At 67.4% G+C, this 22163-nt stretch carries 17 protein-coding genes; 8 read left to right on the plus strand and 9 right to left on the minus strand.

Annotated elements, in window-relative coordinates; genetic code table 11:
- The first annotated feature begins 6 nt into the window (after nucleotides 1–6).
- Together ACZ50Z_RS13530 and ACZ50Z_RS13535 are read left to right on the plus strand one after the other, a co-directional pair.
- The gene (locus tag ACZ50Z_RS13530; RefSeq protein WP_464484010.1) at nucleotides 7–1152 is read left to right on the plus strand and encodes a BTAD domain-containing putative transcriptional regulator; all 1146 of its coding nucleotides are present in this window, start codon (nucleotides 7–9) and stop codon (nucleotides 1150–1152) included.
- Nucleotides 1153–1315: 163 nt separating this feature from the next.
- Complete coding sequence (locus ACZ50Z_RS13535) at nucleotides 1316–3097, plus strand: serine/threonine-protein kinase PknH/PknJ (protein ID WP_464484011.1); 1782 nt, start codon at nucleotides 1316–1318, stop codon at nucleotides 3095–3097.
- A gap of 43 nt (nucleotides 3098–3140) precedes the next feature.
- Here the strand turns inward: ACZ50Z_RS13535 and ACZ50Z_RS13540 are convergent, their stop codons facing one another.
- Both ACZ50Z_RS13540 and ACZ50Z_RS13545 read right to left on the minus strand, forming a co-directional pair.
- Complete coding sequence (locus ACZ50Z_RS13540) at nucleotides 3141–3725, minus strand: hypothetical protein (RefSeq protein WP_464484012.1); 585 nt, start codon at nucleotides 3723–3725, stop codon at nucleotides 3141–3143.
- Nucleotides 3726–4003: 278 nt separating this feature from the next.
- Complete coding sequence (locus ACZ50Z_RS13545; RefSeq protein ID WP_464484013.1) at nucleotides 4004–5128, minus strand: adenylate cyclase regulatory domain-containing protein; 1125 nt, start codon at nucleotides 5126–5128, stop codon at nucleotides 4004–4006.
- 40 nt (nucleotides 5129–5168) lie between these two features.
- Between ACZ50Z_RS13545 and ACZ50Z_RS13550 the strand changes: the two genes are divergently transcribed.
- Nucleotides 5169–5663, plus strand: coding sequence for a DNA-deoxyinosine glycosylase (locus ACZ50Z_RS13550; RefSeq protein ID WP_464484014.1), 495 nt, complete (start codon nucleotides 5169–5171; stop codon nucleotides 5661–5663).
- A 6-nt stretch (nucleotides 5664–5669) separates the two neighbouring features.
- On the opposite strand, the gene ACZ50Z_RS13555 is transcribed toward ACZ50Z_RS13550, so the two are convergent.
- The gene (locus tag ACZ50Z_RS13555) at nucleotides 5670–7055 is read right to left on the minus strand and encodes an amidase (protein ID WP_464484015.1); all 1386 of its coding nucleotides are present in this window, start codon (nucleotides 7053–7055) and stop codon (nucleotides 5670–5672) included.
- 84 nt (nucleotides 7056–7139) lie between these two features.
- Here ACZ50Z_RS13555 and ACZ50Z_RS13560 point away from each other — a divergent pair, with 84 nt between their 5' ends.
- The gene (locus tag ACZ50Z_RS13560; protein WP_464486225.1) at nucleotides 7140–7574 is read left to right on the plus strand and encodes an HIT family protein; all 435 of its coding nucleotides are present in this window, start codon (nucleotides 7140–7142) and stop codon (nucleotides 7572–7574) included.
- A gap of 224 nt (nucleotides 7575–7798) precedes the next feature.
- Nucleotides 7799–11638 (plus strand): diguanylate cyclase domain-containing protein, encoded by a 3840-nt coding sequence (locus tag ACZ50Z_RS13565; protein WP_464486226.1) that lies wholly within the window; start codon nucleotides 7799–7801, stop codon nucleotides 11636–11638.
- A gap of 7 nt (nucleotides 11639–11645) precedes the next feature.
- Here the strand turns inward: ACZ50Z_RS13565 and ACZ50Z_RS13570 are convergent, their stop codons facing one another.
- The 3 genes from ACZ50Z_RS13570 to ACZ50Z_RS13580 are packed head-to-tail and all read right to left on the minus strand — an operon-like array spanning nucleotide 11646 to nucleotide 14685.
- Complete coding sequence (locus ACZ50Z_RS13570) at nucleotides 11646–12677, minus strand: LLM class flavin-dependent oxidoreductase (RefSeq protein WP_464486227.1); 1032 nt, start codon at nucleotides 12675–12677, stop codon at nucleotides 11646–11648.
- 44 nt (nucleotides 12678–12721) lie between these two features.
- Nucleotides 12722–13852, minus strand: coding sequence for an FAD-binding protein (locus tag ACZ50Z_RS13575; protein WP_464484016.1), 1131 nt, complete (start codon nucleotides 13850–13852; stop codon nucleotides 12722–12724).
- Complete coding sequence (locus ACZ50Z_RS13580; RefSeq protein ID WP_464484017.1) at nucleotides 13849–14685, minus strand: uracil-DNA glycosylase; 837 nt, start codon at nucleotides 14683–14685, stop codon at nucleotides 13849–13851. The genes ACZ50Z_RS13575 and ACZ50Z_RS13580 overlap by 4 nt, the downstream gene beginning before the upstream one ends.
- A 65-nt stretch (nucleotides 14686–14750) precedes the next feature.
- On the opposite strand from ACZ50Z_RS13580, the gene ACZ50Z_RS13585 reads away from it, so the two are divergent.
- A complete protein-coding gene (locus tag ACZ50Z_RS13585; protein ID WP_464484018.1) occupies nucleotides 14751–16118 on the plus strand; it encodes an FAD-binding oxidoreductase in 1368 nt (455 codons plus the stop codon).
- 117 nt (nucleotides 16119–16235) lie between these two features.
- Here the strand turns inward: ACZ50Z_RS13585 and ACZ50Z_RS13590 are convergent, their stop codons facing one another.
- Nucleotides 16236–17219, minus strand: coding sequence for an NAD(P)/FAD-dependent oxidoreductase (locus tag ACZ50Z_RS13590; protein WP_464484019.1), 984 nt, complete (start codon nucleotides 17217–17219; stop codon nucleotides 16236–16238).
- Between the two features lie 236 nt (nucleotides 17220–17455).
- Here ACZ50Z_RS13590 and ACZ50Z_RS13595 point away from each other — a divergent pair, with 236 nt between their 5' ends.
- Both ACZ50Z_RS13595 and ACZ50Z_RS13600 read left to right on the plus strand, forming a co-directional pair.
- A complete protein-coding gene (locus tag ACZ50Z_RS13595) occupies nucleotides 17456–18697 on the plus strand; it encodes a cytochrome P450 (RefSeq protein ID WP_464484020.1) in 1242 nt (413 codons plus the stop codon).
- A complete protein-coding gene (locus ACZ50Z_RS13600; RefSeq protein WP_464484021.1) occupies nucleotides 18697–19278 on the plus strand; it encodes a TetR/AcrR family transcriptional regulator in 582 nt (193 codons plus the stop codon). Before ACZ50Z_RS13595 ends, ACZ50Z_RS13600 begins: the two co-directional genes overlap by 1 nt.
- 5 nt (nucleotides 19279–19283) lie before the next feature.
- Here the strand turns inward: ACZ50Z_RS13600 and ACZ50Z_RS13605 are convergent, their stop codons facing one another.
- Nucleotides 19284–20435, minus strand: coding sequence for an acyltransferase family protein (locus tag ACZ50Z_RS13605; RefSeq protein WP_464484022.1), 1152 nt, complete (start codon nucleotides 20433–20435; stop codon nucleotides 19284–19286).
- Nucleotides 20432–22132 carry a DEAD/DEAH box helicase gene (locus tag ACZ50Z_RS13610; RefSeq protein ID WP_464484023.1) on the minus strand — a complete coding sequence of 567 codons (1701 nt, stop codon included), beginning with the start codon at nucleotides 22130–22132 and terminating at the stop codon, nucleotides 20432–20434. Before ACZ50Z_RS13610 ends, ACZ50Z_RS13605 begins: the two co-directional genes overlap by 4 nt.
- Nucleotides 22133–22163 lie beyond the last annotated feature (31 nt).

Here is a 22163-nt window from a genome sequence, read left to right on the forward strand (position 1 = left end):
GGCGCGATGGCGGACAAACGTCTCGACTTCGGGCTACTCGGGCCGTTGGAGATGAGCGTTGACGGCGCCCTGGTGCCGTTGGGCACGCCCAAGCAGCGGGCGGTGCTGGCCGTGCTGCTGATGAACCGCAACAACCCGGTCGGCGTCGACCGGCTGATCACCGCCCTGTGGGACGAGTCGCCGCCGTCGGGGGCGCGGGCCAGCATCCACTCCTACGTGTCCAATCTGCGCAAGCTGCTGAGCGGCGCCGGAGTCGACCCGCGCGCGGTGTTGTTCGCGGCCCCGCCGGGTTATCGGCTCAATGTCCCCAAGGACGCTTGCGATCTCGGCCGGTTCAACGCCGAAAACGCCGCCGGGCTGCACGCGGCGGCCGCGGGCCGGTTCGAACAGGCCAGTCAGCACCTCTCGGCCGCGCTGGCCCAATGGCGCGGCCCGGTGCTCGAGGACCTGGCGGACTTTCGGTTCGTCGGCGCGTTCACCACCTCCCTCGTCGAGGAGAAGATTTTCGCTCACACGGCGAAGGCCGAGGCCGAGATCGCCTGTGGGCGGGCCTTTACCGTCATCACCGAGCTCGAGACGCTCACCCAGGAACATCCGTACCGCGAGCAACTGTGGGCCCAGTTGATGACGGCCTATTACCTCACCGACCGCCAGTCCGACGCGCTGGCGGCCTACCGCCGGGTGCAGAAATCGCTCGCCGATGACCTCGGGATCGACCCGGGCCAAAACCTGCGCGCCCTCAACGACCGGATCCTGCGCCAGGAACCGCTGGACGCCAAGAAGAACGCCATGACGACGGCGGCGGTCACGATCACCGTGCTCGAGCAGTACACCGCGGCGTCAGACCGCAACGCCGTCGCGCATCTGCACGACGCGTCCGGGCGCAGGTATCCGTTGCACGCGTCGACGACGATTGGGCGCCTTAGCGATAACGACATCGTCCTCGACTCCCCCAAAGTCAGCCGGCACCATGCCGTCATCGTCGACACGGGAAGCAGCTACATGATCAACGACCTGCGGTCCTCAAACGGTGTGCACGTGCAGAACCAACGGATCGCCGCCGCCGCCGGCCTGCAGGATGGTGACCGGATACGCATCTGCGACCACGAATTCACCTTCCAACTGGCTGCTGACAACCCGAACGGGGCCTAGCAACCACACGCGCCGACACGACCGGCGATTGTCGCGGTTATCGTGCGGCCGGGCCGGTGGGCGCTTACCGTCATGATTGCTCGGTCACGGGTCGCGACCGTGCGTGTGCCCGCAACGTTGCCGTAGGACCGGCGGGCCGGGGGTCGGGTTGGAAGGATGAAAAATGAGCGACGAGCAGGCCTCACGGGCGGGGTCGATGTTCGGGCCCTACCACCTGAAACGGCTGCTGGGCCGCGGTGGGATGGGTGAGGTCTACGAGGCCGAGCACACCGTCAAAGAGTGGACCGTAGCGGTCAAACTGCTCTCCGAAAGTTTCAGCAGAGACCCCGTGTTTCGCGAGCGGATGAAACGTGAAGCCCGCACCGCCGGACGTTTGCAGGAACCCCACGTGGTGCCCATACACGACTACGGCGAAATCGACGGCCAGATCTTCTTGGAGATGCGTTTGGTCGAGGGCATCGACCTGGACAGCGTGCTCAAACGTTTCGGCCCGCTGAGCCCACCACGCGCCGTCGCGGTCATCACACAGGTCGCGTCCGCGCTCGACGCCGCGCACGCCGCCGGGGTCATGCACCGCGACGTCAAACCGCAAAACATCCTGGTCACCAGCGACGACTTCGCCTACCTCGTCGACTTTGGCATCGCCAGCGCCACCACCGACGAAAAACTCACCCAACTCGGCACCGCGGTCGGCACCTGGAAATACATGGCGCCCGAACGGTTTTCCGATGCCGAGGTCACCTACCGCGCGGATATCTACGCGTTGGCGTGTGTGTTGTTCGAGTGCCTGACGGGGTCCCCGCCCTATCGGGCAGACAGCGCCGGCGTGCTGATCTCCGCGCACATGATGGACCCCATACCCGCGCCCAGTCAGCAGCGCCCGGATATCCCCAAAGCCTTCGATGCGGTGATCGGCCGCGGCATGGCCAAAAAGCCCGAGGACCGCTACGCAAGCGCGGGTGACCTCGCACTGGCCGCCAAGCAAGCTCTGAGCCACCCCGACCGAGACCGCGCCGCCACCATCTTGCGCCGCAGCCAGGAGGCCGCACTGCCCGCGGCCGGCAACGCCGACGCCCGGCGGAGCACCGCACCGGCGCCCCCCGTGCCGCCCCCTCCGCCGTATCAGCCCGCATTCAACGCCCCGCCGCCGCCGCCGGTCGGGGCGCCGTATTACCAAGGCGGCAACGCGATTTGGGGAGCTCCGCCCCCGCAGTTCGTCCACTCGGGGCCCTGGAGCCAGCCCCCGCCCAGGCCGCGCCGCAAGCTTTGGCCCGTCATCGCGGCCGTCGCGCTGGTGTTCGTTCTCATCGGGAGCGGGTTGGGCATCTGGCTCGTCGTGCGGCCCAATCCGGAACCGCCGCCCTCCGCCCCGCTGGAGGCCGACCGTCTCAGCGGCCTTCTGCTCGCTCCGTCCGATATCAACACCGTGATGGGCTCGTCGACCATTCAGCCGGGCAAACCCATTACGTCAACGGACAATTCGTCGGTGACGGTGTCGACGCCGGATTGCCAGGGCGCGCTCTACACGACGCAAGACCCGGTGTATGCGGGCACCGGTTACACCTCGGTGAGCGGACTGGTGTCCTCGGAGCCGGGTGACAACTACGACCACTGGGTCAACCAAGCGGTCGTGCTGTTTCCGTCCGTCGCTAAGGCCAGGAGCTTCCTGGAGAACTCGGCGGAGAAGTGGAAGGGCTGCGCCGGCAAGACGGTCACCGTCACGAACAAGAGCAAGACCTACCGGTGGACGTTCGCTCAGGTTCAAGGGGCCCCGCCGAAGATCACGCTGATGGACACCCAGGAAGGCGCTGACGGCTGGGAGTGCCAGCGCGCACTGAGCCTGGCCAACAACGTGATCGTCGATATCAACGCCTGCGGGTACCACATCAGCGATCAAGGCGGTCAGATCGCGGACAAGATTGTCGCCAGGATCGACAACGAGTAGCGCGACGGTGACGCGCCAATGCCGTTAAGGCGCTACGGCTTTGCTAAGACTGCAGATCGGGGCCCTGCGCACGCAGGTCGTCGACCGCCGTCATCGCGTCGCGCAATTTCGCCAGCCACTCCTCGGCATGTTCACCGACCAGCCGCACCGACCACGCCAGGGCGTCGGCGCGGGACCGGGCGACGCCGGCGTCGACCAACGTGTCGAGCACCTGGCGTTCCGGCTGCTTCAGGCGGGTCATGACAGGTACGGCGATGTGGGTGAACAGGATTCGTTCGGTGCCCGATGCCGAGCCGACCTCGACCCCCCAGGAAACCTTGCGTCCGTACCGATCCTGGGCTTCGTCGGCGATATGCATTCGCTCGGATCGCGTTTCCTCGCGGAATCGTGACGCCCGTCCGGCCGCGCGGGCTTCGGTCTCCCCGCTTTCGGAGCTCGCCGCGTCCGCGAGCCTTCCGATGACGGTGATTTCTTCGCGGTCGACGATCACCGTGGGGTCGCCGTCGAACCACTTTTCCGGGAGACGACCGGCGAACCATTCTGCGGCGTCGCCGGGGTCGGGTTGCTGGGCTTGCTGCCAGCCTCCGGGGCGGCCGTATCGCCGCCCGTGTGTGTGATGGGCTTTCATGATTACATGATTACACCGTTGCAGATGTAACGGAACACCGTTCGCCGGGGGCGAAAGACCGCCGGGTGCCGAACTCGTTCCCGGACCCGAAAAACCGTTGATCCGGGCTGTTCGACGGCGTATTTTGGGTAGCGAAGCAGGCCCGGGAAGCGACCAATTCGAAGTGCCGGAACACGGGGTAGGAATCCGGCCGCGTAGGACACGCGTAAGACGGAGTCAGACGCCCCCAGGAGTCGCACCGGGCCTGCCCATATCGATACCAGCGCTGCCGGCGGCCGTCACTCCTCCCCGTCGCCGCGCCGGATCCGAAACAGTTTGACCTCGCCCTTGATGCCCTTGAGGCGGCGGGCGCCGGCGAACGATCCGGAAAACTCGCCGCGCTCCCCGATGACGTCCCACACCGAATCCGCCGCCAGGACCGTGCCCGGGCGCGCCACGCTGGTGACACGGCTCGCCACGTTGACCGGACTGCCGAACCAATCGCCGGCGCGACTGACCGCCATGCCGGAGGCGACCCCCGCCCGCAGCCGGGGGAAGTCGTTGTCGGAATCGACCGCTTCGACCAGTTTCACGACGACGTCGAGCAACGGCTGCGGCTCGGGGCAGACGAACATCACCGCGTCGCCGATGGTCTTGATGAAACGCACCGGGGGGACGGTCATGTCGCGGGCGAGGATGGCCAGCCGGTTGGCCAAATGCCCCAGCTCTTCGGGCGTGACCGCCTCACCGATGCGGGTGAAGCCGACCAGGTCGGCGAAGGCGACGCTGATCTGGCGCGCGCCCGGGAGCGGCTTGCCGGCGGCGCGCTCGGCGGCATTGACCGCTTCGGTCTCCATCATGTGGCGCAGCTGCATGAACAACATGTGCTGGATCATCGGGCCGAGCATGGGCGCGATTTCGGTGACTAAAGCCTTTGAGGCTTGGGCGATTTCGAGCTCGGTAGCGCCTGGGCGCATGATCGCCGAAAGCGCCGAGTACCGCATGACCTCCGCGGTCCGCGACAGGCCTTCGGCGAGCACCCGGATCACGAGAACCACGTGCTCAGGGTCCAGGCCCACCTCGACGAACCGCTGGGCGAAGGCGGCGGCTTCACCGTCGGCGCGCATGTGAACGACGGCGTCGGGGTCGTCGACGCGGACCAGGCCAATGGCGCGCTGCACGCGCTGCAGCAGTCCCAGGTCGATGCCGTGGGTCTCGCTGATCTCCCGCGTCGACACGTACGTGCCGTCGTCACCGATGAGGTGGCGGGTGGCCAGCAGCAGAGGCGGATTGGTCGCCCGGATCTCCTGGGCGGTGACGCCCTGTTCGAACAGCCACTGCACCAGTTCGGCCCGTTCCGTGCGCGCGGTTCCCTCGAGCCCTTCGAGCAGGTCGTCGATGCTGTGGTCGTCCCCGTCGCGCACGTCGCCAACGTACAACGCCGGCGGGTCATGATGTGGGGTGATGAACACACCGTTGCTGCGGGGATTCCCACCGGTCGTCGACGAGCGCGCTAGGGCGCTGATCCTGGGTTCGTTCCCCAGTGCGCAATCGCTGGTGGCCGGCCAGTACTACGCCAATCCGCGCAACGCGTTCTGGTCGATCACCGGTGAGCTGTTCGGCTTCGAGGCCACCGCACCCTACGACAGGCGTCTGGCGGAAGTGCAATCCCGCGGCATTGCGCTCTGGGATGTGCTTCACGCGTGCCGCCGCCGCGGCAGCGCCGACTCGGCCATCGACCCGACGAGCCTGGTGGTCAACGATTTTGGCGAGTTCTTCGCCGATCACCCCGCCATCAAGACGGTGTACTTCAACGGCGTCAAGGCCGCCGAGCTCTACCGCAGGCGGGCGGTACCACCCGACGAGATCCAGTACCACCGACTGCCGTCGAGCAGCCCGGCCCACGCGATGCGGCCGGGGGCCAAGCTCGCAGCGTGGGCGGTGGTGGCGAACGCTTAGGCCCGCTCAGGACACCGGCGGCCGGCGAAGGGCCCACGGACGGGCGGCTTCGATCTGCGCCGACAACGACAACAGCGTCGCCTCGTCAAACGGCCGGCCGACGAGCTGAACCGACATCGGCATACCGTTGCGGTCGAAGTCCCAGGGCACGACGGCGGCGGGCTGTCCGGTCAGATTCCAGACCTGTTGGTAGGGAACGTATTGGCCCACCCTCAGCAGCGTCGACACGGCGCCGCGCCGTTGATAGGCGCCGATACGCGATGGGCCCGTTGCTGTTCCGGGCGTGACGACGACGTCGACATCGTCGAAGATCGCCTGGATCCGCGCGATGACGTTCCCCTCGGCCGCCCGGATGGACTCCATCCGACGGTCCGAGAAAAAAGACCCCAAGCGCGCCATGTTGCGGGTGCGTGGTTCCAGACGTTCCGGATGAGCCAGGGCGTCCGCGTCGTCGCAGATGCCGCGCAGGTAGCGGGGCAGGTAGTTCGTGAGTATCGGCGCGGCCGGATACTCCGGGTCGGCCGTGATGACGTCATGCCCGAGATCGCGCAGCAACGCGCCGGCTTGGTCGACGGCGGCCAACTCTCGCTTGCCGACCCGAACCGGCAGTGGGGTTGGGACTTTGGTGCTCAACGCAATTCGTAGCCGACCGGGGCTTCGCGTGGCCGCGGTCACGAACTCCCCCTCGGGGCCAGGCACCGTCGAGGTCGCATCCAAAAACAAAGCCGCATCTATCACCGTGCGGGCGATCGGGCCGTTGACGCTCAACCCGTACCAGGCATCGTCATGCGGTTCCAGCGACACCCGATCGCGTTGCGGCTTCAGGCCGTACACGCCGCACCAGGTCGCCGGGATGCGGATCGAGCCGCCCCCGTCGGATCCCAACGCCAGCGGGGCCAGCCCGGCCGCGACCGCGGCGGCGCTGCCACCGCTGCTGCCGCCCGGCGTGCATCGAGGATCCCACGGGTTGCGGGTGGCTCCGAAGGTCAGCGACTCGGTATACGGCAGCATCATCAGCTCGGGCACATTGGTTTTGCCCACGATGACGGCGCCCGCGGCGCGCAGCCGGCGCACCACCTCGGCGTCGGAGCTCACCGCGGGGCGGTACCCGCCGCTGCCGAAGGTCGTCACCTCCCCCGCGACATCGACGTCGTCTTTGATCGCGATCGGCACTCCGAGCAGCGGCAGCCGTTCGCCCGCATCCAGCCGTTCCTGCGCCGCGGCGGCCTCGTAGCGGGCTTTGTCGGCGAGCACCACGCGGTAGCACCGCAGCTGGCTGTCGAGCTGGGCAATCCTGTCCAGGTAGACCTCGAGCAACTCCGGTGCGGTCAGTTCACCGTCGGCCAGCATGCGCGCTTGTGCCGCTGCGCCGGCGAAGGCGAGATCGTTCACTGCGGCAGCCTATCGCCCAAAATCGAGCCGGGTGGCCGCTGGTCTCGCCGTGGTGATGGCGCAGCATTAAGTACCGTGGGCGACATGTCCTGCGTGTTCTGTGCGGTCGTCGCCGGCGAAGCTCCGGCCATCCGGATCTACGAAGACGACGACTACCTGGCGATCCTCGATATCCGCCCCTTCACTCGCGGCCACACGCTGGTGGTGCCCAAGCGGCACAGCGTCGATCTCACCGACACCACACCGGAGACGCTGGCCGGAATGGTCACCCTGGGTCAACGCATCGCCCGGGCCGCGCGCACGACGGAATTGGCCGACGCGACCAACATCGCCATCAACGACGGCAGCGCCGCCTTTCAGACGGTGTTCCACATCCACTTGCACGTCTTGCCGCGCCGCAACGGCGACAAGCTGTCGGTGGCCAAAGGAATGCTGCTGCGCCGCGACCCCGACCGCGACGCCACCGGCGAGATCCTCCGCAACGCACTGGCTCGCATCGACGCAAGTCAGCCGGATTAGGTGCGGTGCCGGCCGCCCCCCTTGGAGCACAAGGCCGCACCAACCTGGCAAAAGCCACACTTGGCGCACGTCTGCAGCGGTTTAATGCCCTGTAACTCGTGGTGAAGTTGTTCCTTTCTTCACCACACAGCAGGGGAGCGGCTGGAGCGGTGATGAAACGGCGGGCGGTGAATCCGTGGCGACGCTCGGGGGTGCCCGCGCCCGCCGGGTGGCTGCTCGCCGGCATTTACGGCGCAGCCGGTTTGTTGATCCTGCTGTCCTCCTACGAGGACTGGCACGGACCGCACCCGGTCAGCGGGTTCGTCATCGCGGTGTGCCTTGCCATCACCGCGGCATACGCCGGGCGCGCGGCCCGCTTCAAGGCCGCGCGGCAGCGCTGCGGCTGGCTGGCGCTGGTGACGGCCCTGCTCGGCTGGGCCGCCGGCGAGGTCATCTGGGCGGTGTACGACGTCCGCCCGGAATTCGACCACGCCAGCCATCCTGCGGCCGCCGATTTCGTGCTGCTGCTGTGGCCGTTCGGCGCCATGGCCTCGTTGGTGCTGCTGTCCCAGTTGTCTCGCAACAGTCCCCGGCGTCTGCTTCTCGACGGTCTCATCGTGGCGACGTCGCTGTTCGTCCTTGCCTGGGTGTTCGTGGTCGAAGCGCAGCTGCAGAAGCATTCCGGCGCGCGGGTGGTGACCTCGGCGGAGGTCTTCGCCGACATCGTCCAGGTGACGACGGCGATCCTGATGCTGTCGCGGGCTCGCCCCGGCGACCGGCCGAGCCGCAGCCTGCTCGCCGGCGGGATCGCGACCATCTGCATCGCCGACATGGTGCTGGTCTTCCATGCCGGTATCGCCAGCTATCACACGGGCGGCGTCGGTGACCTGGGCCGCGTGGTGGGTCTGGCGATAGTGGCGCTGGCGGCGTTGGCCGCCGCGCACGAGCGTCCCGCGCCGGCATCGCCGGAGGAGGTCGAGTTCCGTGCCCGGCTGTGGCTGCCCTACCTGCCGCTGATCCTCGCCGCCGCCGTGGGCTGGGCGCACGTGGCAGGCAACTCGGTGCACGACCCCATGCTGGCCGCCCTGGGCATCCTGGTGGCCGCGGTCCTGGCCCGGCAATTCGTCGTCCTGGTCGACAACCAGAACCTGTTGTCGGAAGTCGCGCGCGAGGCCTTTCGTGACAACCTGACCGGTCTGGCGAATCGGGCCCTGTTCCTACAGCGGCTGGAACAGGCCGTGGCGCGCCGGCATCCCAACGGCACGCCCATCGCGGTGTTGTGCCTGGACCTCGACAACTTCAAGTCGGTCAACGACGCCCTGGGCCATCCGGCCGGCGACGAACTCCTGGTCCGGGTGGCTGGGCGGCTCACCGCGGCGTTGGGAGAAAACGGGACGATCGCCCGCCTTGGCGGCGACGAATTCGCGGCGGTCATCGAGGCTTCCGTCAAAGACTCGCAGGCGACCGCGCATCGGATCCTCGACGCGTTCGCCGGGGCGATCCTGATCGACGGCATTCCGATCACGGTCCGTCCCAGCATCGGATTCACGGTGTGCACCGGCGCGTCGGCCTGCACGGTCGATCAGCTGCTGCGCCATGCCGACCTCGCCATGTACGCCGCCAAACGCGAAGGCGGACAATGCATCCGCAGCTTCATGCCAGACCTGCCGCTACCGTATGCGTTCCCGCCGTCGCCGGGCTCGCACGGATCCGCGGTCGCCTCGCGTGTCGCCGTCGGCGTCGCCGCCGAAGCGGCGCCGCAGGCTCCACCGCCCGCTTCCGACGTCGCGACACCACCCGCCGACGATGTTGCGGACGCTGACCATGGGCCATCGAGGGGTGTCCGGGTTGGCTTCGCGGTGCTGGTGATTGGCTTGATCGCCTTCGCCGCCTCCAGCGTCGTGCATCCGGATGCGGGGCACGGGATGCTCTCGGCCACGACGCTGTATTCGGCGCTGAATGTGTTGGCCGCCGGTCTGGTTGGGCTTCGCGCGTACCGCGTCGCGCCGGACCGGTCGGCCTGGTCCCTGATCGCCGCCGGTATGGCGTTCGCCGCCTTGGGTGACATCGTCTACGCCCTGTGGGTGCCCAACGGTCGATCCCCATCGGTGGCCGACCCGGTGTATTTGGCGTACTACCCGCTGGTCTACGCCGGGCTGCTGCTGCTCATGCGGGCACGCTTCAAGCGGCTGCCGATCTATATTCAGCTCGACTCGGTGGTGTGCGCCCTGACGTTGGCGGCGGTGGCCGCCGCCGTGACGGAGGGCCCCATGCGTGCGGCGACGTTACGCACGCCGGCGACGGTGTGGATGGGCTTGGTCTACCCGTGGATTGACCTGGTGCTCCTGGCGCTGGCCGCCGGCATGTTGCCAATACTCGGTTGGCGCAAAGAAGTTCGCTGGGTGCTGCTGGCGGGCGGGCTGGTCTTGTTTGCGGTGGCGGACGTGGCCTATCTATTCCAGACGACCGCCGGCTCCTATCGGATCGGCACCTTCCTGGATGCCTGTTGGCCGGCGTCATCGTTGCTCATCGCGATGGCCAGCTGGTCCCCTTCGTCGTCGACGGCACCATTACCCAGACACCGATTCAGCCCGTACATCACCCCGGTGACAACCTCCATTGTCGCTCTGGGAGTCATTGTCCTGGCGCATCATTCGCGACTGGCCGCGACACTGGCGGCGTTGAGCCTGGTCGTGGCGACCGCTCGATTCTCGCTGACCTTCCGCGACGTGAGCCTGCTGCACACGAACGACAAGCACGCCATGACCGACGAGTTGACCGCGCTGCCCAACCGGCACTCATTGACGAGCGCCCTGACCGCGCTGCCCGCTACGGCATCGCCGGTGCCGGGCAGAGCGCACGCACGGCGGGCATTGTTGTTGTTGAGCCTGAGTGATTTTCACGAGATCACCGAGTCGATCGGCGGACAATTCGGCGATGAATTGCTGTGCCATATCGCAAACCGGTTGTCCGGCAGTGTCCGTCGCGACGACATACTTGCGCGGGTCGGTGACGACCAATTCGCCGTGCTGCTCGCAGACGGAGCCAATCTCACCGCCGCCAGCGCGCAGGCTGGCCGGCTGCTGGAGGCGTTGAGTGAGCCGATCGCCTTGGATCCGATCACCGTCCAAGTCGAAGGCCGCATCGCCATCGCGCTGTGTCCCGACCACTGCGACCATCCGCAAGAACTGCTGAGCCGCGCCGAAACCGCCATGGCGCACGCCAAATCCGCCCGCAGCAAGATCGCGGTCTACGACTCGTCGTTTGAGGTGTATCGGAACAACGACCCCGACCTTATCGAGGACTTGCGGACGGCTTTGTTCGACACCGACGAGCTGAGATTGCACTACCAGCCCAAGATCGACGGGCGCGACGGCAGCGTTCACAGCATCGAGGCTGTGCTGCGCTGGCAGCACCCCACCCGCGGAACGCTGCTGCCGGAGGAGTTCTTGCCCGTCGCCGAACGCGCGGGCCTGATGCGCAAGATCTCCAACCGCACCCTGAGCATGGCTCTGCAACAGGTCCGGTGCTGGCGCGAGCAGGGCATCACGCTCACCGTCGCGGTGAACCTATCGACGACCAACCTGCTCGACATAGAGCTCGTCGGCACGGTCGAGCGGTTGCTCGCGAGTTATGACCTGCCCGCGGACGCGCTCATCCTCGAGATCACCGAGAGCGCGCTGGTGGATTCCGCACGATCCCGCAACACCGTCGCGGCATTGCAACGCCTGGGAATTCGCATATCGCTGGACGATTACGGCACCGGCTGGTCGTCATTGGCTCGGCTGCAAGAGGTTTCGGTCGACGAGCTCAAACTCGACCGAATTTTCGTCACCCGCCTGGCGCACGACGCGCGATCGGTCGCCATCGTCCGGTCCACGGTGGCGCTCGCGCACAACCTGGGCGCCGACCTCGTCGCCGAGGGTGTCGAGAACGAGGCGACCCTGAACGCGCTGCGCCGGTACGGCTGCATGATCACCCAGGGTTTCGTGCACTGCCCTCCCCTGCCGCCGGACGAGTTACGGAACTGGATCGCCACCCACGCGCCCGAACCGCACTCCAGCCAGTCCAACCGCCGGGTGTGAGCGGGACTCAGAACAGCTCTTTGGCGAGCAGCTCCAGCGTCGCGACGCGCGCCGGTGCTTCGTCGGCCTCGGTGCCGGCGCGGGCCGAAGCCACCGGGTTCACCATCACCTCGTCGACGCCGAAACGCTCGGCAAGCGTCCGGATCTGCTCGGCGGCCTCCGTCGGCGCGCCCAGGACGGCGCGTCGCAGGCCGCTGTCGACTATCCCTTGCTGCTGTCCCGTCAGCTCGGCCATCGCGGCCTCCTCCACCAGCGGCACGGGCCCGAGCGGCTGCCCGGTGCGCAGCTTGGCCATCATCTGCAGGTTAGGAAGCATCAAAGCCGTTGCCTCCTCGCGGGTTTCGGCCACCGCCGCGTTGACCGTCAAAAACGTCCGCGGCTCCGTGGCCACGGCGCTGGGCTTGAATCGGGAGCGGTAAACCTCGAGCGCCTCTTCGGTTCCCTTGCCGGAGAAGTGATGTGCAAACACGTACGGCAGCCCCTTGGCGGCGGCCAGGTGCGCCGAGTACATCGACGAACCCAGCAGCCACAGGCGCGGTTCGGTCGCGGCGGCCGGGGTGGCCTTGAGTGTGTAGTCGCCCGAGCGCAACGGAACCCGCACGCCGCGCGCGCTCATCAGCGCCGCGACGTCGTCGAGGTATTCCGGGAAGTTCTCGATGTCCCGGCCGTCCTGCCCGCCCCGTAGCGCGTAGGAGGTCACCGGATCGGATCCCGGCGCCCGGCCGATGCCAAGATCGATGCGGCCCGGCGCGGCCGCTTCCAGCAGCGCGAACTGTTCGGCCACGGCCAGCGGCGCGTGGTTGGGCAGCATCACCCCGCCCGAGCCGAGCCGCAGCTGCGAGGTCTGCGGGGCCAGATAGGCGAGCACCACCGGCGGGCTGGTCGCACCGACCGAAGGCATGTTGTGGTGCTCGGCGACCCAGTAGCGGGTAAAACCCAGCCGATCCGCGGCTTGCGCCAGCTGCACGGTGGCCGCCAGGGCGTCGCCGGTCGTCTGGTCGGTGCGCACCGGGATGAGGTCAAGGACGGAAAGACGCACGATGGCGTCAACGTGCGCGGCCACGCAAACGTTCCCGGACCCGCTCAATAGTCCTTGAGGGTGATCGAGGCGACGATGCGGTCGAACACCTCTTGCGGTATCGGGGCGCCGCCCGGGATGTTGTCCACAACGAGCCACTGGTTGCGCTGCACGTAGTCGACGAACTCACGCTGATAGTCGACGAATCCGCGTTCGTGATCGGTGGTCCCGTCCTGGGAAGCGGACTTGAGCTCGCCGGCCAGGATGTACGCGCCCAGCAGCGCGACGCTGGTTCCCTGCCCAGACAGGGGCGAGCAGCAATACCCGGCGTCGCCGACCAGCGCCACCCGGCCACGCGACCAGCGGTCCATCTTGATCTGCGACATCTCGTCGAAGTAGAAATCCGGTGCGGTCCGCATGTACTCCAGCAGTTGCGGGCGAACCCATCCTTCACCGGCCATCCGCCGCTCCAGCTCACCGAACTGGGCCTCGGCGTCGCGGTAGTCGATCCGCAGCTCCGGCTCCATGAAACCCAACATGGCCCGGGCCTCGGTGTTGTTTCGGGCGCTGTAGATCCCCGCCATGGTGGAGTCCCCGTAGTGCCACATCTGCCAGTAGTCCAGGTCCAAGAAATTCGGCACAGTGAAGATCGCCGCGTGCGTGCCCAGCCGCTCGATGAAATTCTCCTCCGGCCCGAACACCAATTGCCGTACGTTGGAGTGCAATCCGTCCGCGCCGATGACGAGGTCGAATGCGCGTGGCGCGGCGCGCTCGAAGGTGACGCGGACGGCCGCGCCATCGTCCTCAAGCGCGGTGATGGTGTCGTCGAAAAGGTAATCGGTCGTCCATTGGCTTGCGCCGTATAGCAATTCGACCAAGTCGTCGCGCAGCAGTTCGATGTCGGGGCTGTCGATACGTCCGCCGGTGGGCGTCGACTCGGTGTCACGGGACAGTTCATTGCCGTCACGGTCGACCACCGAGGAGCCGCGGATTTGCGTCGTGCGTTTCTGGGCGGCGGCCAGCAGACCCATGCGGTCGAGAACGGTCAGCGCCGGGCCCCGCACGTCGATCGCCTGACCACCCGGCCGCGGGCCTCGATGACGCTCCACCACGGTAACCGAATGGCCATGCCGCCCAAGCCAAAACGCGACAGCCGTGCCCGCCACGCTGGCGCCGGAAACGAGAATCTCGCTCACTTGATCCCTGCCAGTTCTTTTGCGTCGCGGAAGACGTCATCGAGCATTGCCGGTGTCAACCTACCGGTGAACATGTTTTGCTGGCTCGGGTGGTAGCAGCCGAGCAGCCGCACGCCGGGCGCCAGGTCGGCAACCACGCCGTGGCCGAACCGGGGCTTGCGCCCCGCTGTCCTACCGGAGACGCCCGGCAATCGCAGCGCGATCTGCCAGCCGAAACCGCCGAGGGCCACGACCACGCGAACGTGCTCGGCCACCAGTTGCCACTCGGCCTGCAGCCACGGCCAGCAGGTGTCCCGCTCGGCGGGGGTTGGGGCGTTGGCGGGAGGCGCACACCGCACCGGCGCGACGATCCGAATCCGCTTGGTCTGCAACCCGTCCGCGGCATCGACACTGGTCGGTTGGTTCACCAGGCCCGCCCGGAACAGCGCCGCGTACAACTGGTCGCCGGAGCGGTCGCCGGTGAACATCCGGCCCGTGCGGTTGGCGCCATGCGCGGCGGGCGCCAACCCGACGATCAACAGCCGGGGTCGCGCCGCTCCCCAGCTGGGCACCGGTCGCCCCCAATAGGGTTGGTCGGCGAAGGCCCGGCGCTTGACGACGGCGACCTCTTCGCGCCAGTCGACCAGCCGCGGACAGGCCCGGCACACGCTGACCAGGGCGTCGAGTGCGGGGATCGAGGTGGCCTGTTGCGCGAGCGAGACGACCCGCGCGGCATCGGCCGCCACCGGGGTCTGCGGCGTGGCCGGATCACCCGGCCATCCAGTACCCGCGCCAACCGGAGAGTCGAACGGCTGGCCGGTACGGGGATGGTCGAGCACATGAACATCCTGCATTCAGCCGCGACGCCCCGCAGACCCGGGCGCCGTCCGAGGCCGAGAAGCGGGCTTACTATCGGGCCGTGAGCTCTGACGCCCTGGCCAGCCTGATCGCCGACCTGCCCGACGGGATGGTCGTCACCGATCCCGCCGTGACCGAGGGCTATCGCCAGGACCGCGCGTTCGACCCGTCGGCCGGCAAACCGCTGGCCGTGGTACGGCCGCGACGCACCGAGGAGGTGCAGACCGTGCTGCGCTGGGCCACCGCCAACCGGGTGCCCGTCGTGCCCCGCGGCGCCGGCAGCGGCCTGTCCGGCGGGGCGACCGCCCTGGACAACGGCATCGTGCTCTCGACGGAGAAGATGCGCGACATCGCCGTCGACCCGGTGACCCGGACCGCGGTATGTCAGCCCGGACTGTTCAACGCCGAGGTGAAAAAAGCCGCCGCCGAACACGGCCTGTGGTATCCGCCGGATCCGTCGTCGTTCGAAATCTGCAGCATCGGCGGCAACATCGCCACCAACGCCGGCGGCCTGTGCTGCGTGAAGTACGGCGTCACCACCGACTACGTGCTGGGCATGCAGGTGGTGCTGGCCGACGGCACCGCCGTCCGGCTGGGCGGGCCGCGACTCAAGGACGTCGCCGGCCTGTCTTTGACCAAACTCTTCGTCGGCAGCGAAGGCACCCTGGGCGTCGTCACGGAGGTGACGCTGCGGTTGGTCCCCAAGCAGAACGCGTCGAGCATCGTCGTCGCCAGCTTCGCGTCGGTGCAGGACGCGGTCGACGCGGTGCTCGGGGTCACCGCGCGGCTTCGCCCCTCGATGCTGGAGTTCATGGACTCGGTGGCGATCAACGCCGTCGAAGACACGCTGCGCATGGACCTGGACCGCGGGGCGGCGGCCATGCTGGTGGCCGGGTCCGACGAGCGTGGCCGCGCCGGCAGCGAGGACGCCGAGATCATGGCCAAGGTGTTCGCGGAAAGCGCTGCCACGGAAGTGTTTTCGACCGACGACCCCGACGAGGGCGAAGCGTTCGTCGTCGCGCGGCGGTTTTGCATCCCGGCGGTCGAAGCCAAAGGCTCTTTACTGCTCGAGGACGTAGGCGTGCCGCTTCCGGCGCTGGGTCAACTGGTCACCGGGATCGCGGGCATCGCCGCAGCACGCGACCTGATGATCTCAGTGATCGCCCACGCCGGCGACGGCAACACCCACCCGCTGATCGTCTACGACCCCGCCGACGCTGACATGACCGAACGCGCCCATCTGGCGTTCGGTGAGATCATGGACCTGGCCGTCGGTCTCGGCGGCACGATCACCGGGGAGCACGGCGTCGGCCGGTTGAAGCGGCCCTGGCTGGCCGGCTATCTCGGCCCCGACGTGATGGACCTCAACCGGCGGATCAAGCAGGCGTTGGATCCGCAGGGCATCCTCAACCCCGGATCGGGCATCTAGTTCCCTGTCCGAAGTCGGCTCAGGTGTGCGGCTAGCCGCACACCCGGTCACCAGCGTGCGGCTGGCCGCACACTCGGCGCTCGCGAACTTCGAAGGATTCAGCCCTCAGTGCCAGGGTCACCGTGTCGGTGTTGAGGCATCGGCATAGTCGTTGTCGTTCGCCGCGACCGTGGGCCATGGCGGCGTCGGCAATCCCACGTCACCGCCCAACAAGCCCTGCACGACGGCGGCGCCGGCCAGCGAGCCACTGGCCACCGCCGCCGCCACCTGCGGCACCTGGGCGCAGAGGTCACCGGCGGCGAAGACGCCGGGCACCGATGTGCGTTGGAAGGAATCAACTGCAAGGGCGTCGGCGGCCATCGGTCCCGGCGGGGCGACGGCGGCACCCAGTTGAGTGGCCAGCGCGGAACGCTGGTGCAGCGTCGCCACCACCAGCGCACCGGCGCGCATCATGCGGGAGCCGTCGTCGAACACAACCCCCGTCAAGTCACCTGCATGCGAGGCGAATTGCGCAATAGGCCGCTCATCCACGGCGATCCCCGCCGCCCCGAGCAGCCGATGGTGCTCGGCAGCCAGCGTGGCTGGTCCGTTGGTGAGGACAACGATGTCATCACTCCAGCCGCGCAGAAGCAACGCGGAATGCACCGCCCGCTCACCATTCGCCACGACAGCGAGTGGTTGATCGCGGACCTCCCAGCCATGACAGAACGGGCAGTGAAACACCGACCGTCCCCAAAGATCCTGTAGCCCCGGAATGTTCGGCGCGCGGTACTCCATCCCCGTAGCCAACAGCACCGTGCGGGTACGCTCGCGCCGCCCGTCGGCCAGCCCGACGACGAAACCGTGCTCAGCGGAGAGGACTTCACCGTCTCGAATCTCAACGCTCGGATACGCGGCCAACTCGGCCCGGCCAGCAGAGTACAACTCGGCAGGCGGGCGGCCATCATGGCCCAGCAGACCGCCTATTCCATGAGCGGCCCTGTTACTTTGCGCGCCGCCGTCCACAAGGAGTGTGCGTCGGCGAGCCCGTCCGAGCACCAATGCGGCGCTAAGCCCGGCGGCACCGCCTCCGACAATCACGCAATCCCATGACTCACTCATGCATCCAAGCTTGCCTACGACCGCCGAAAACGCCAACCTTGTTTGCCATGCAGGCAAACGAGGGACTTTGTCGACGCCCGGGTGCGCCGCGGTTCGCGACACGACGCCCGGGTGTCCACCTCGTGCCTGGTGCCAGTCGCTGCCCGGGCGGCCAATGAGCAATGTGAGCAATGCATATGCGTTCCGATTGAGCCCGACGGGTTGACAGAGCGTAATCATTGTCGTACGAATGAGACATGGCTGTCGTTATGTCTCACGAAGCACCGGTCGCTTTCCAGCTGGCCACCGCCGACACCTGGCCCAATCCGTGGCCGATGTACCGCGCCTTGCGCGATCACGACCCGGTGCACCACGTGGTGCCACCCAATCACCCCGAGCATGACTACTACGTGCTCTCCCGGCACGCCGACGTGTGGGCCGCGGCCCGCGACCACGAGACTTTCTCCTCCGCCAAGGGCCTGACCGTCAACTACGATGACCTGGAACTAATTGGGCTGCAGGATAATCCACCGTTTGTGATGCAGGATCCACCGGTACACACCGAGTTCCGCAAGCTGGTGTCGCGCGGCTTCACGCCGCGGCAGGTGGAGGCCGTGGAGCCCAAGGTCACCGAATTCGTCGTCGAGCGCATCGAGGGGTTGCGTTCGGCCGGCGGCGGCGACATCGTCGCGGAGCTGTTCAAACCGCTGCCGTCGATGGTGGTCGCCCACTATCTCGGTGTGCCCGAGGAGGACTGGGCTCAGTTCGACGGCTGGACCCAGGCCATCGTCGCGGCCAACACCGCCGAAGGCGGCGTTGCCGGCGCGCTGGAAACCGTCGGCGATGCGGTCGGATCGATGATGACCTACTTCACCGGGCTGATCGAAAGGCGCCGGACCGAGCCCGCGGACGACACCATCTCGCACCTGGTATCCGCCGGAGTGGGCGCCGACGGTGACATCGCCGGCACCCTGTCGATCCTGGCGTTCACCTTCACCATGGTCACCGGCGGCAACGACACCGTCACCGGCATGCTCGGCGGTTCGATGCCGCTGCTGCACGAACGCCCCGACCAACGTCAGCTGCTGGTGGACGACCCCGGCCGCATTCCGGATGCGGTCGAGGAATTGCTGCGGATGACCTCGCCGGTGCAGGGCCTGGCCCGCACGGCGACCCGGGACGTGACCGTGGGCGAGACGACCATCCCGGCTGGGCGCAGGGCGCTGTTGCTCTACGGTTCGGCCAACCGCGACGAACGCCAGTATGGTTCGGATGCAGGCGAACTCGACGTGGCCCGATGCCCCCGCAACATCCTGACTTTCAGCCATGGCGCCCACCATTGCCTGGGCGCCGCCGCCGCGCGGATGCAATCCCGCGTCGCGCTGACCGAACTCCTGACCCGTTGCCCGAGCTTCGAGGTGGACGAATCCGGCATCGTCTGGGCCGGCGGCAATTATGTGCGGCGCCCGTTGTCGGTGCCGATTCGGATGAAGTCCTGATGCCCGGCAACGACTGGCTGGGTACGCACCGGAGCGAAGCGGCCGCCGACCGGATCCTCGATGCGGCCGAGCAGCTCTACACGCAGCGCGACTCGGACTCGATCGGCATGAACGAAATCGCCCGCGCGGCAGGCTGTTCCCGCGCGACACTGTACCGGTATTTCGAGAACCGCGAGACGCTGCGAACCGCCTACATTCACCGCGAAACCCACCGGCTGGGCCGCAAGATCCTCGCGCGCACCGGCGGCATCGAGGACCCGCGCGAACGGCTGATCGCGAGCATTCTCGTCACACTCGAAATGGTTCGCGAAAGCCCCGCGCTGGCATCGTGGTTTGCCACCACCCGCCCGCCGGTGGGCGGTGAACTGGCCGGGCAGTCGGACGTCATCGCGGCCCTGGCGGTGGCGTTCCTGCAGTCGTTAGGACCCGACGATCCCGCCGTCATCGAGCGCCGCGGTCGCTGGATGGTGCGGGTGATCGTTTCGCTGCTGACCTATCCGGGCCGCGACGAAGACGAGGAGCGGGCGATGATCGAGGAATTCGTCGTCCCGATCGTGACGCCGGTTTCCGCCCGGGACTAACCTGCTCAATCCCGCACACGGGTGAACCGGTGCAGCAGCCACGCCAGCGGGATCGTCACCACCAGCGTCGCGACGTACAGGTACAGCATCGAACCGGTGTAGACGCGCGCGCCGACGATGTAGTCCATCGCGAATTCCATGGTGATCAGGTGGATCAGGAAGATCTCGTAGGAGATCTCCCCCAGCCACACCATCGGGCGGCTGGCCAAAAGCCGCGAATACCAGCCTTGAGCACCGGGCGCGCCGCCCAGAGCCAGCGGCGCCACCGCCAGCGCGGCGATCACGGCGTAGAAGCAGGTCTTGAACAACGCTTCGCTCAGCGTTGCCGGGGAGGTGGTGGGCGCGCCGGCGATGGGAGTGGACACGATGAAATAGCTGATGATCGCCAGCGGGATCGCCACGAACCCGTACCCGCGCACGCCCATCTCCTGCAACACCGTGAGCATCATGCCGGCGAGAAACCACGCCAAATAGGTGGGCAGCCAGAGCCGGGCGCCGTCGGGAAACCAGTGGTCGGTGTGCACCAGGACCAACCACGCCGGGCTGATCAACGTCATCCCCGCCAGGGCGCCAAGCACCAGTTTCGGTTGCCACTGGCGCCGGCAGATCAGCACCAGCAACAGGTACGCAAGCAACGGCAGCACGACGTAGAACGCCGCCTCCACCGCCAGACTCCACATCTGGGTCAGCCCCTGGTGCAGATACTTTCCCAGATAGCCGTTGCAGTAGATCTGCGTCAGGGTCAGGTTGCGCGCCAATCCCAGCCACGAGTGTCCGGGGTTTGGCCCCGCCTCACGAAAGTGGTAGAGCACGTAGGCGAACAGCACAGTGACGACGTAGGCGGGCATGATGCGCCGAACCCGGTGCCACGCATAGCGACTCAGCGACGGCGGCGGGCCGCCCCTCGCGGCGGACTTCACCCACGGCCGAAACAACAGATAACCGGAGAGCACGAAGAAGATCGGCACTCCGATCTCCATCCGGGAACCGACCAGGCCCCAGTAGCCGTGTGTGTATTTGCCGGTGGTGTAGGCCGCGTGGGTGCCGACGACGAGCAGCGCGGCGACGGCGCGGACGCCGGTCAGCGAGGCGACGCGATCGACGCGCGAGGTCTGCTCGAGCCCGCCCTGGGCGTCCTGTTCTTCGGACAGTGTCATCCGCCGTGTTTCCTGCGCGGCTTCCCGCCGTCCCGGCCACGGGCCTTGCCGGAGGACCTGTCCGGCTGAAGGTTGATCAACACCCCCGAAATACGGGTCTGCTCAAGTCTTTTGAATGTCGACCTGGGCAACTTGGCCGGCAGCTCCACCAACGAGAAATCCGGCCCGATCGCAATGTGGCCGAAATCGCTGCGATGCAGCCCGCCCTCGTTGGCGATGGCGCCGACGATGGCGCCCGGACCGATCTTGTGACGCTTGCCCACCGCAATGCGGTACGTGGCGAAAGGCCTTGTCGACCGTGGCTTTTCGGGACGATCACGCTGTTCGGTACGCCGCTCACGCCGCTCGCGCGGGGGTTCGGGCGCCATCAGGAATTCCTCGCCGTCCCGGGACTGCAGGGCCAGCGCGGCGGCGATATCGGCCATCGGGGTGTCATGCTCGCGTTCGTAGTCTCCGACCAGCTTGCGGAACAGGTCGATGCCGGGGGCTGCGAGCGCGGTGGTGATGGAATCGGCGAATTTGGCCACCCGCTGCGCGTTGACGTCCTCTACCGTGGGCAACTCGGTTTCGGTGAGCGTTTGTCGCGTGGCCTTTTCGATCGCCTTGAGCAGGTGGCGCTCTCGCGGGGAGACGAATAGCAGCGCGGTTCCCGAACGTCCGGCCCTGCCGGTGCGCCCGATCCGGTGCACGTACGACTCGGTGTCATGCGGGATGTCGTAGTTGAGCACGTGCGAGATCCGCTCCACGTCGAGCCCGCGCGCGGCCACGTCGGTGGCGACCAGGATGTCGATGCTGCCGTCCTTCAGGGCGGCCACGGTCCGCTCGCGCTGGCCCTGCGGGATGTCTCCGTTGATGGCGGCCGCGGAGAAACCTCGCGCCCGCAGCTTTTCGGCGACTTCCTCGGTGGCCTGTTTGGTTCTGACGAAGATGATCATCGCCTCGAACGGCTCGACCTCGAGGACCCGGGTCAGCGCGTCCATCTTGCGAGGGCCCGCGACCTGGATGTAGCGCTGCGAAATGTTCTCGGCGGTAGCGGTTTTCGCCTTGGTGCTGACCTCGAGCGGATCGTGCAGGTACTTGGTGGTGAGCTTGCGGATCGCGGGCGGCATGGTCGCGGAGAACAGTGCCACCTGTTTGTATTCCGGGGTCTCGGACAGGATCCGATCGACTTCTTCGGCGAAGCCCATGGTGAGCATCTCGTCGGCCTCGTCGAGCACCAGATAGTCGACGTGGGACAGGTCCAGCGTTCCCCGTTCGAGGTGGTCGATCACCCGACCGGGCGTGCCGACCACGACGTGGGCGCCGCGGCGCAGCCCGGCGAGCTGCACGCTGTAGGACGAGCCGCCGTAGATCGGCAGCACGTTGATCTTGGGCAGGTGGGCTCCGTACCGGCTGAACGCCTCGGCGACCTGCAGGGCCAGTTCCCGGGTCGGGGCGAGCACCAGGGCTTGGGTGGCGGTGCTCGTGACGTCGATCTTGGACAGGATCGGGATCGCGAACGCGGCGGTCTTGCCGGTGCCGGTCTGCGCCAGCCCGACGACGTCGGAGCCCGCCATCAGCGCCGGGATCGTCGCGGCCTGGATGCCGGTGGGTGATTCGTAGCCGACGTCAGCGACCGCCCGCAGCACCGAGGGGTGGATCTGCAGGTCGGCAAACGTCGTGGAGGCAGCTCCCGTCGAGCTGTCTGAGAGGGTCATCGCCCAAGGAGTCTAGTGGGGATCGCGAGCT

Source organism: Mycobacterium sp. NTMscope_MAC_269 (assembly GCF_976985695.1).

Excerpts from the sequence above, each read along its gene's own strand:
- ACZ50Z_RS13590 (WP_464484019.1), bottom strand. The coding sequence starts at position 17,219 with ATGAGTGAGTCATGGGATTGCGTGATTGTCGGAGGCGGTGCCGCCGGG.
- ACZ50Z_RS13535 (WP_464484011.1), top strand. The coding sequence starts at position 1,316 with ATGAGCGACGAGCAGGCCTCACGGGCGGGGTCGATGTTCGGGCCCTAC.
- ACZ50Z_RS13550 (WP_464484014.1), top strand. The coding sequence starts at position 5,169 with ATGAACACACCGTTGCTGCGGGGATTCCCACCGGTCGTCGACGAGCGC.
- ACZ50Z_RS13605 (WP_464484022.1), bottom strand. The coding sequence starts at position 20,435 with ATGACACTGTCCGAAGAACAGGACGCCCAGGGCGGGCTCGAGCAGACC.
- ACZ50Z_RS13560 (WP_464486225.1), top strand. The coding sequence starts at position 7,140 with ATGTCCTGCGTGTTCTGTGCGGTCGTCGCCGGCGAAGCTCCGGCCATC.
- ACZ50Z_RS13540 (WP_464484012.1), bottom strand. The coding sequence starts at position 3,725 with ATGAAAGCCCATCACACACACGGGCGGCGATACGGCCGCCCCGGAGGC.
- ACZ50Z_RS13530 (WP_464484010.1), top strand. The coding sequence starts at position 7 with ATGGCGGACAAACGTCTCGACTTCGGGCTACTCGGGCCGTTGGAGATG.
- ACZ50Z_RS13580 (WP_464484017.1), bottom strand. The coding sequence starts at position 14,685 with ATGCAGGATGTTCATGTGCTCGACCATCCCCGTACCGGCCAGCCGTTC.
- ACZ50Z_RS13600 (WP_464484021.1), top strand. The coding sequence starts at position 18,697 with ATGCCCGGCAACGACTGGCTGGGTACGCACCGGAGCGAAGCGGCCGCC.
- ACZ50Z_RS13595 (WP_464484020.1), top strand. The coding sequence starts at position 17,456 with ATGGCTGTCGTTATGTCTCACGAAGCACCGGTCGCTTTCCAGCTGGCC.
- ACZ50Z_RS13610 (WP_464484023.1), bottom strand. The coding sequence starts at position 22,132 with ATGACCCTCTCAGACAGCTCGACGGGAGCTGCCTCCACGACGTTTGCC.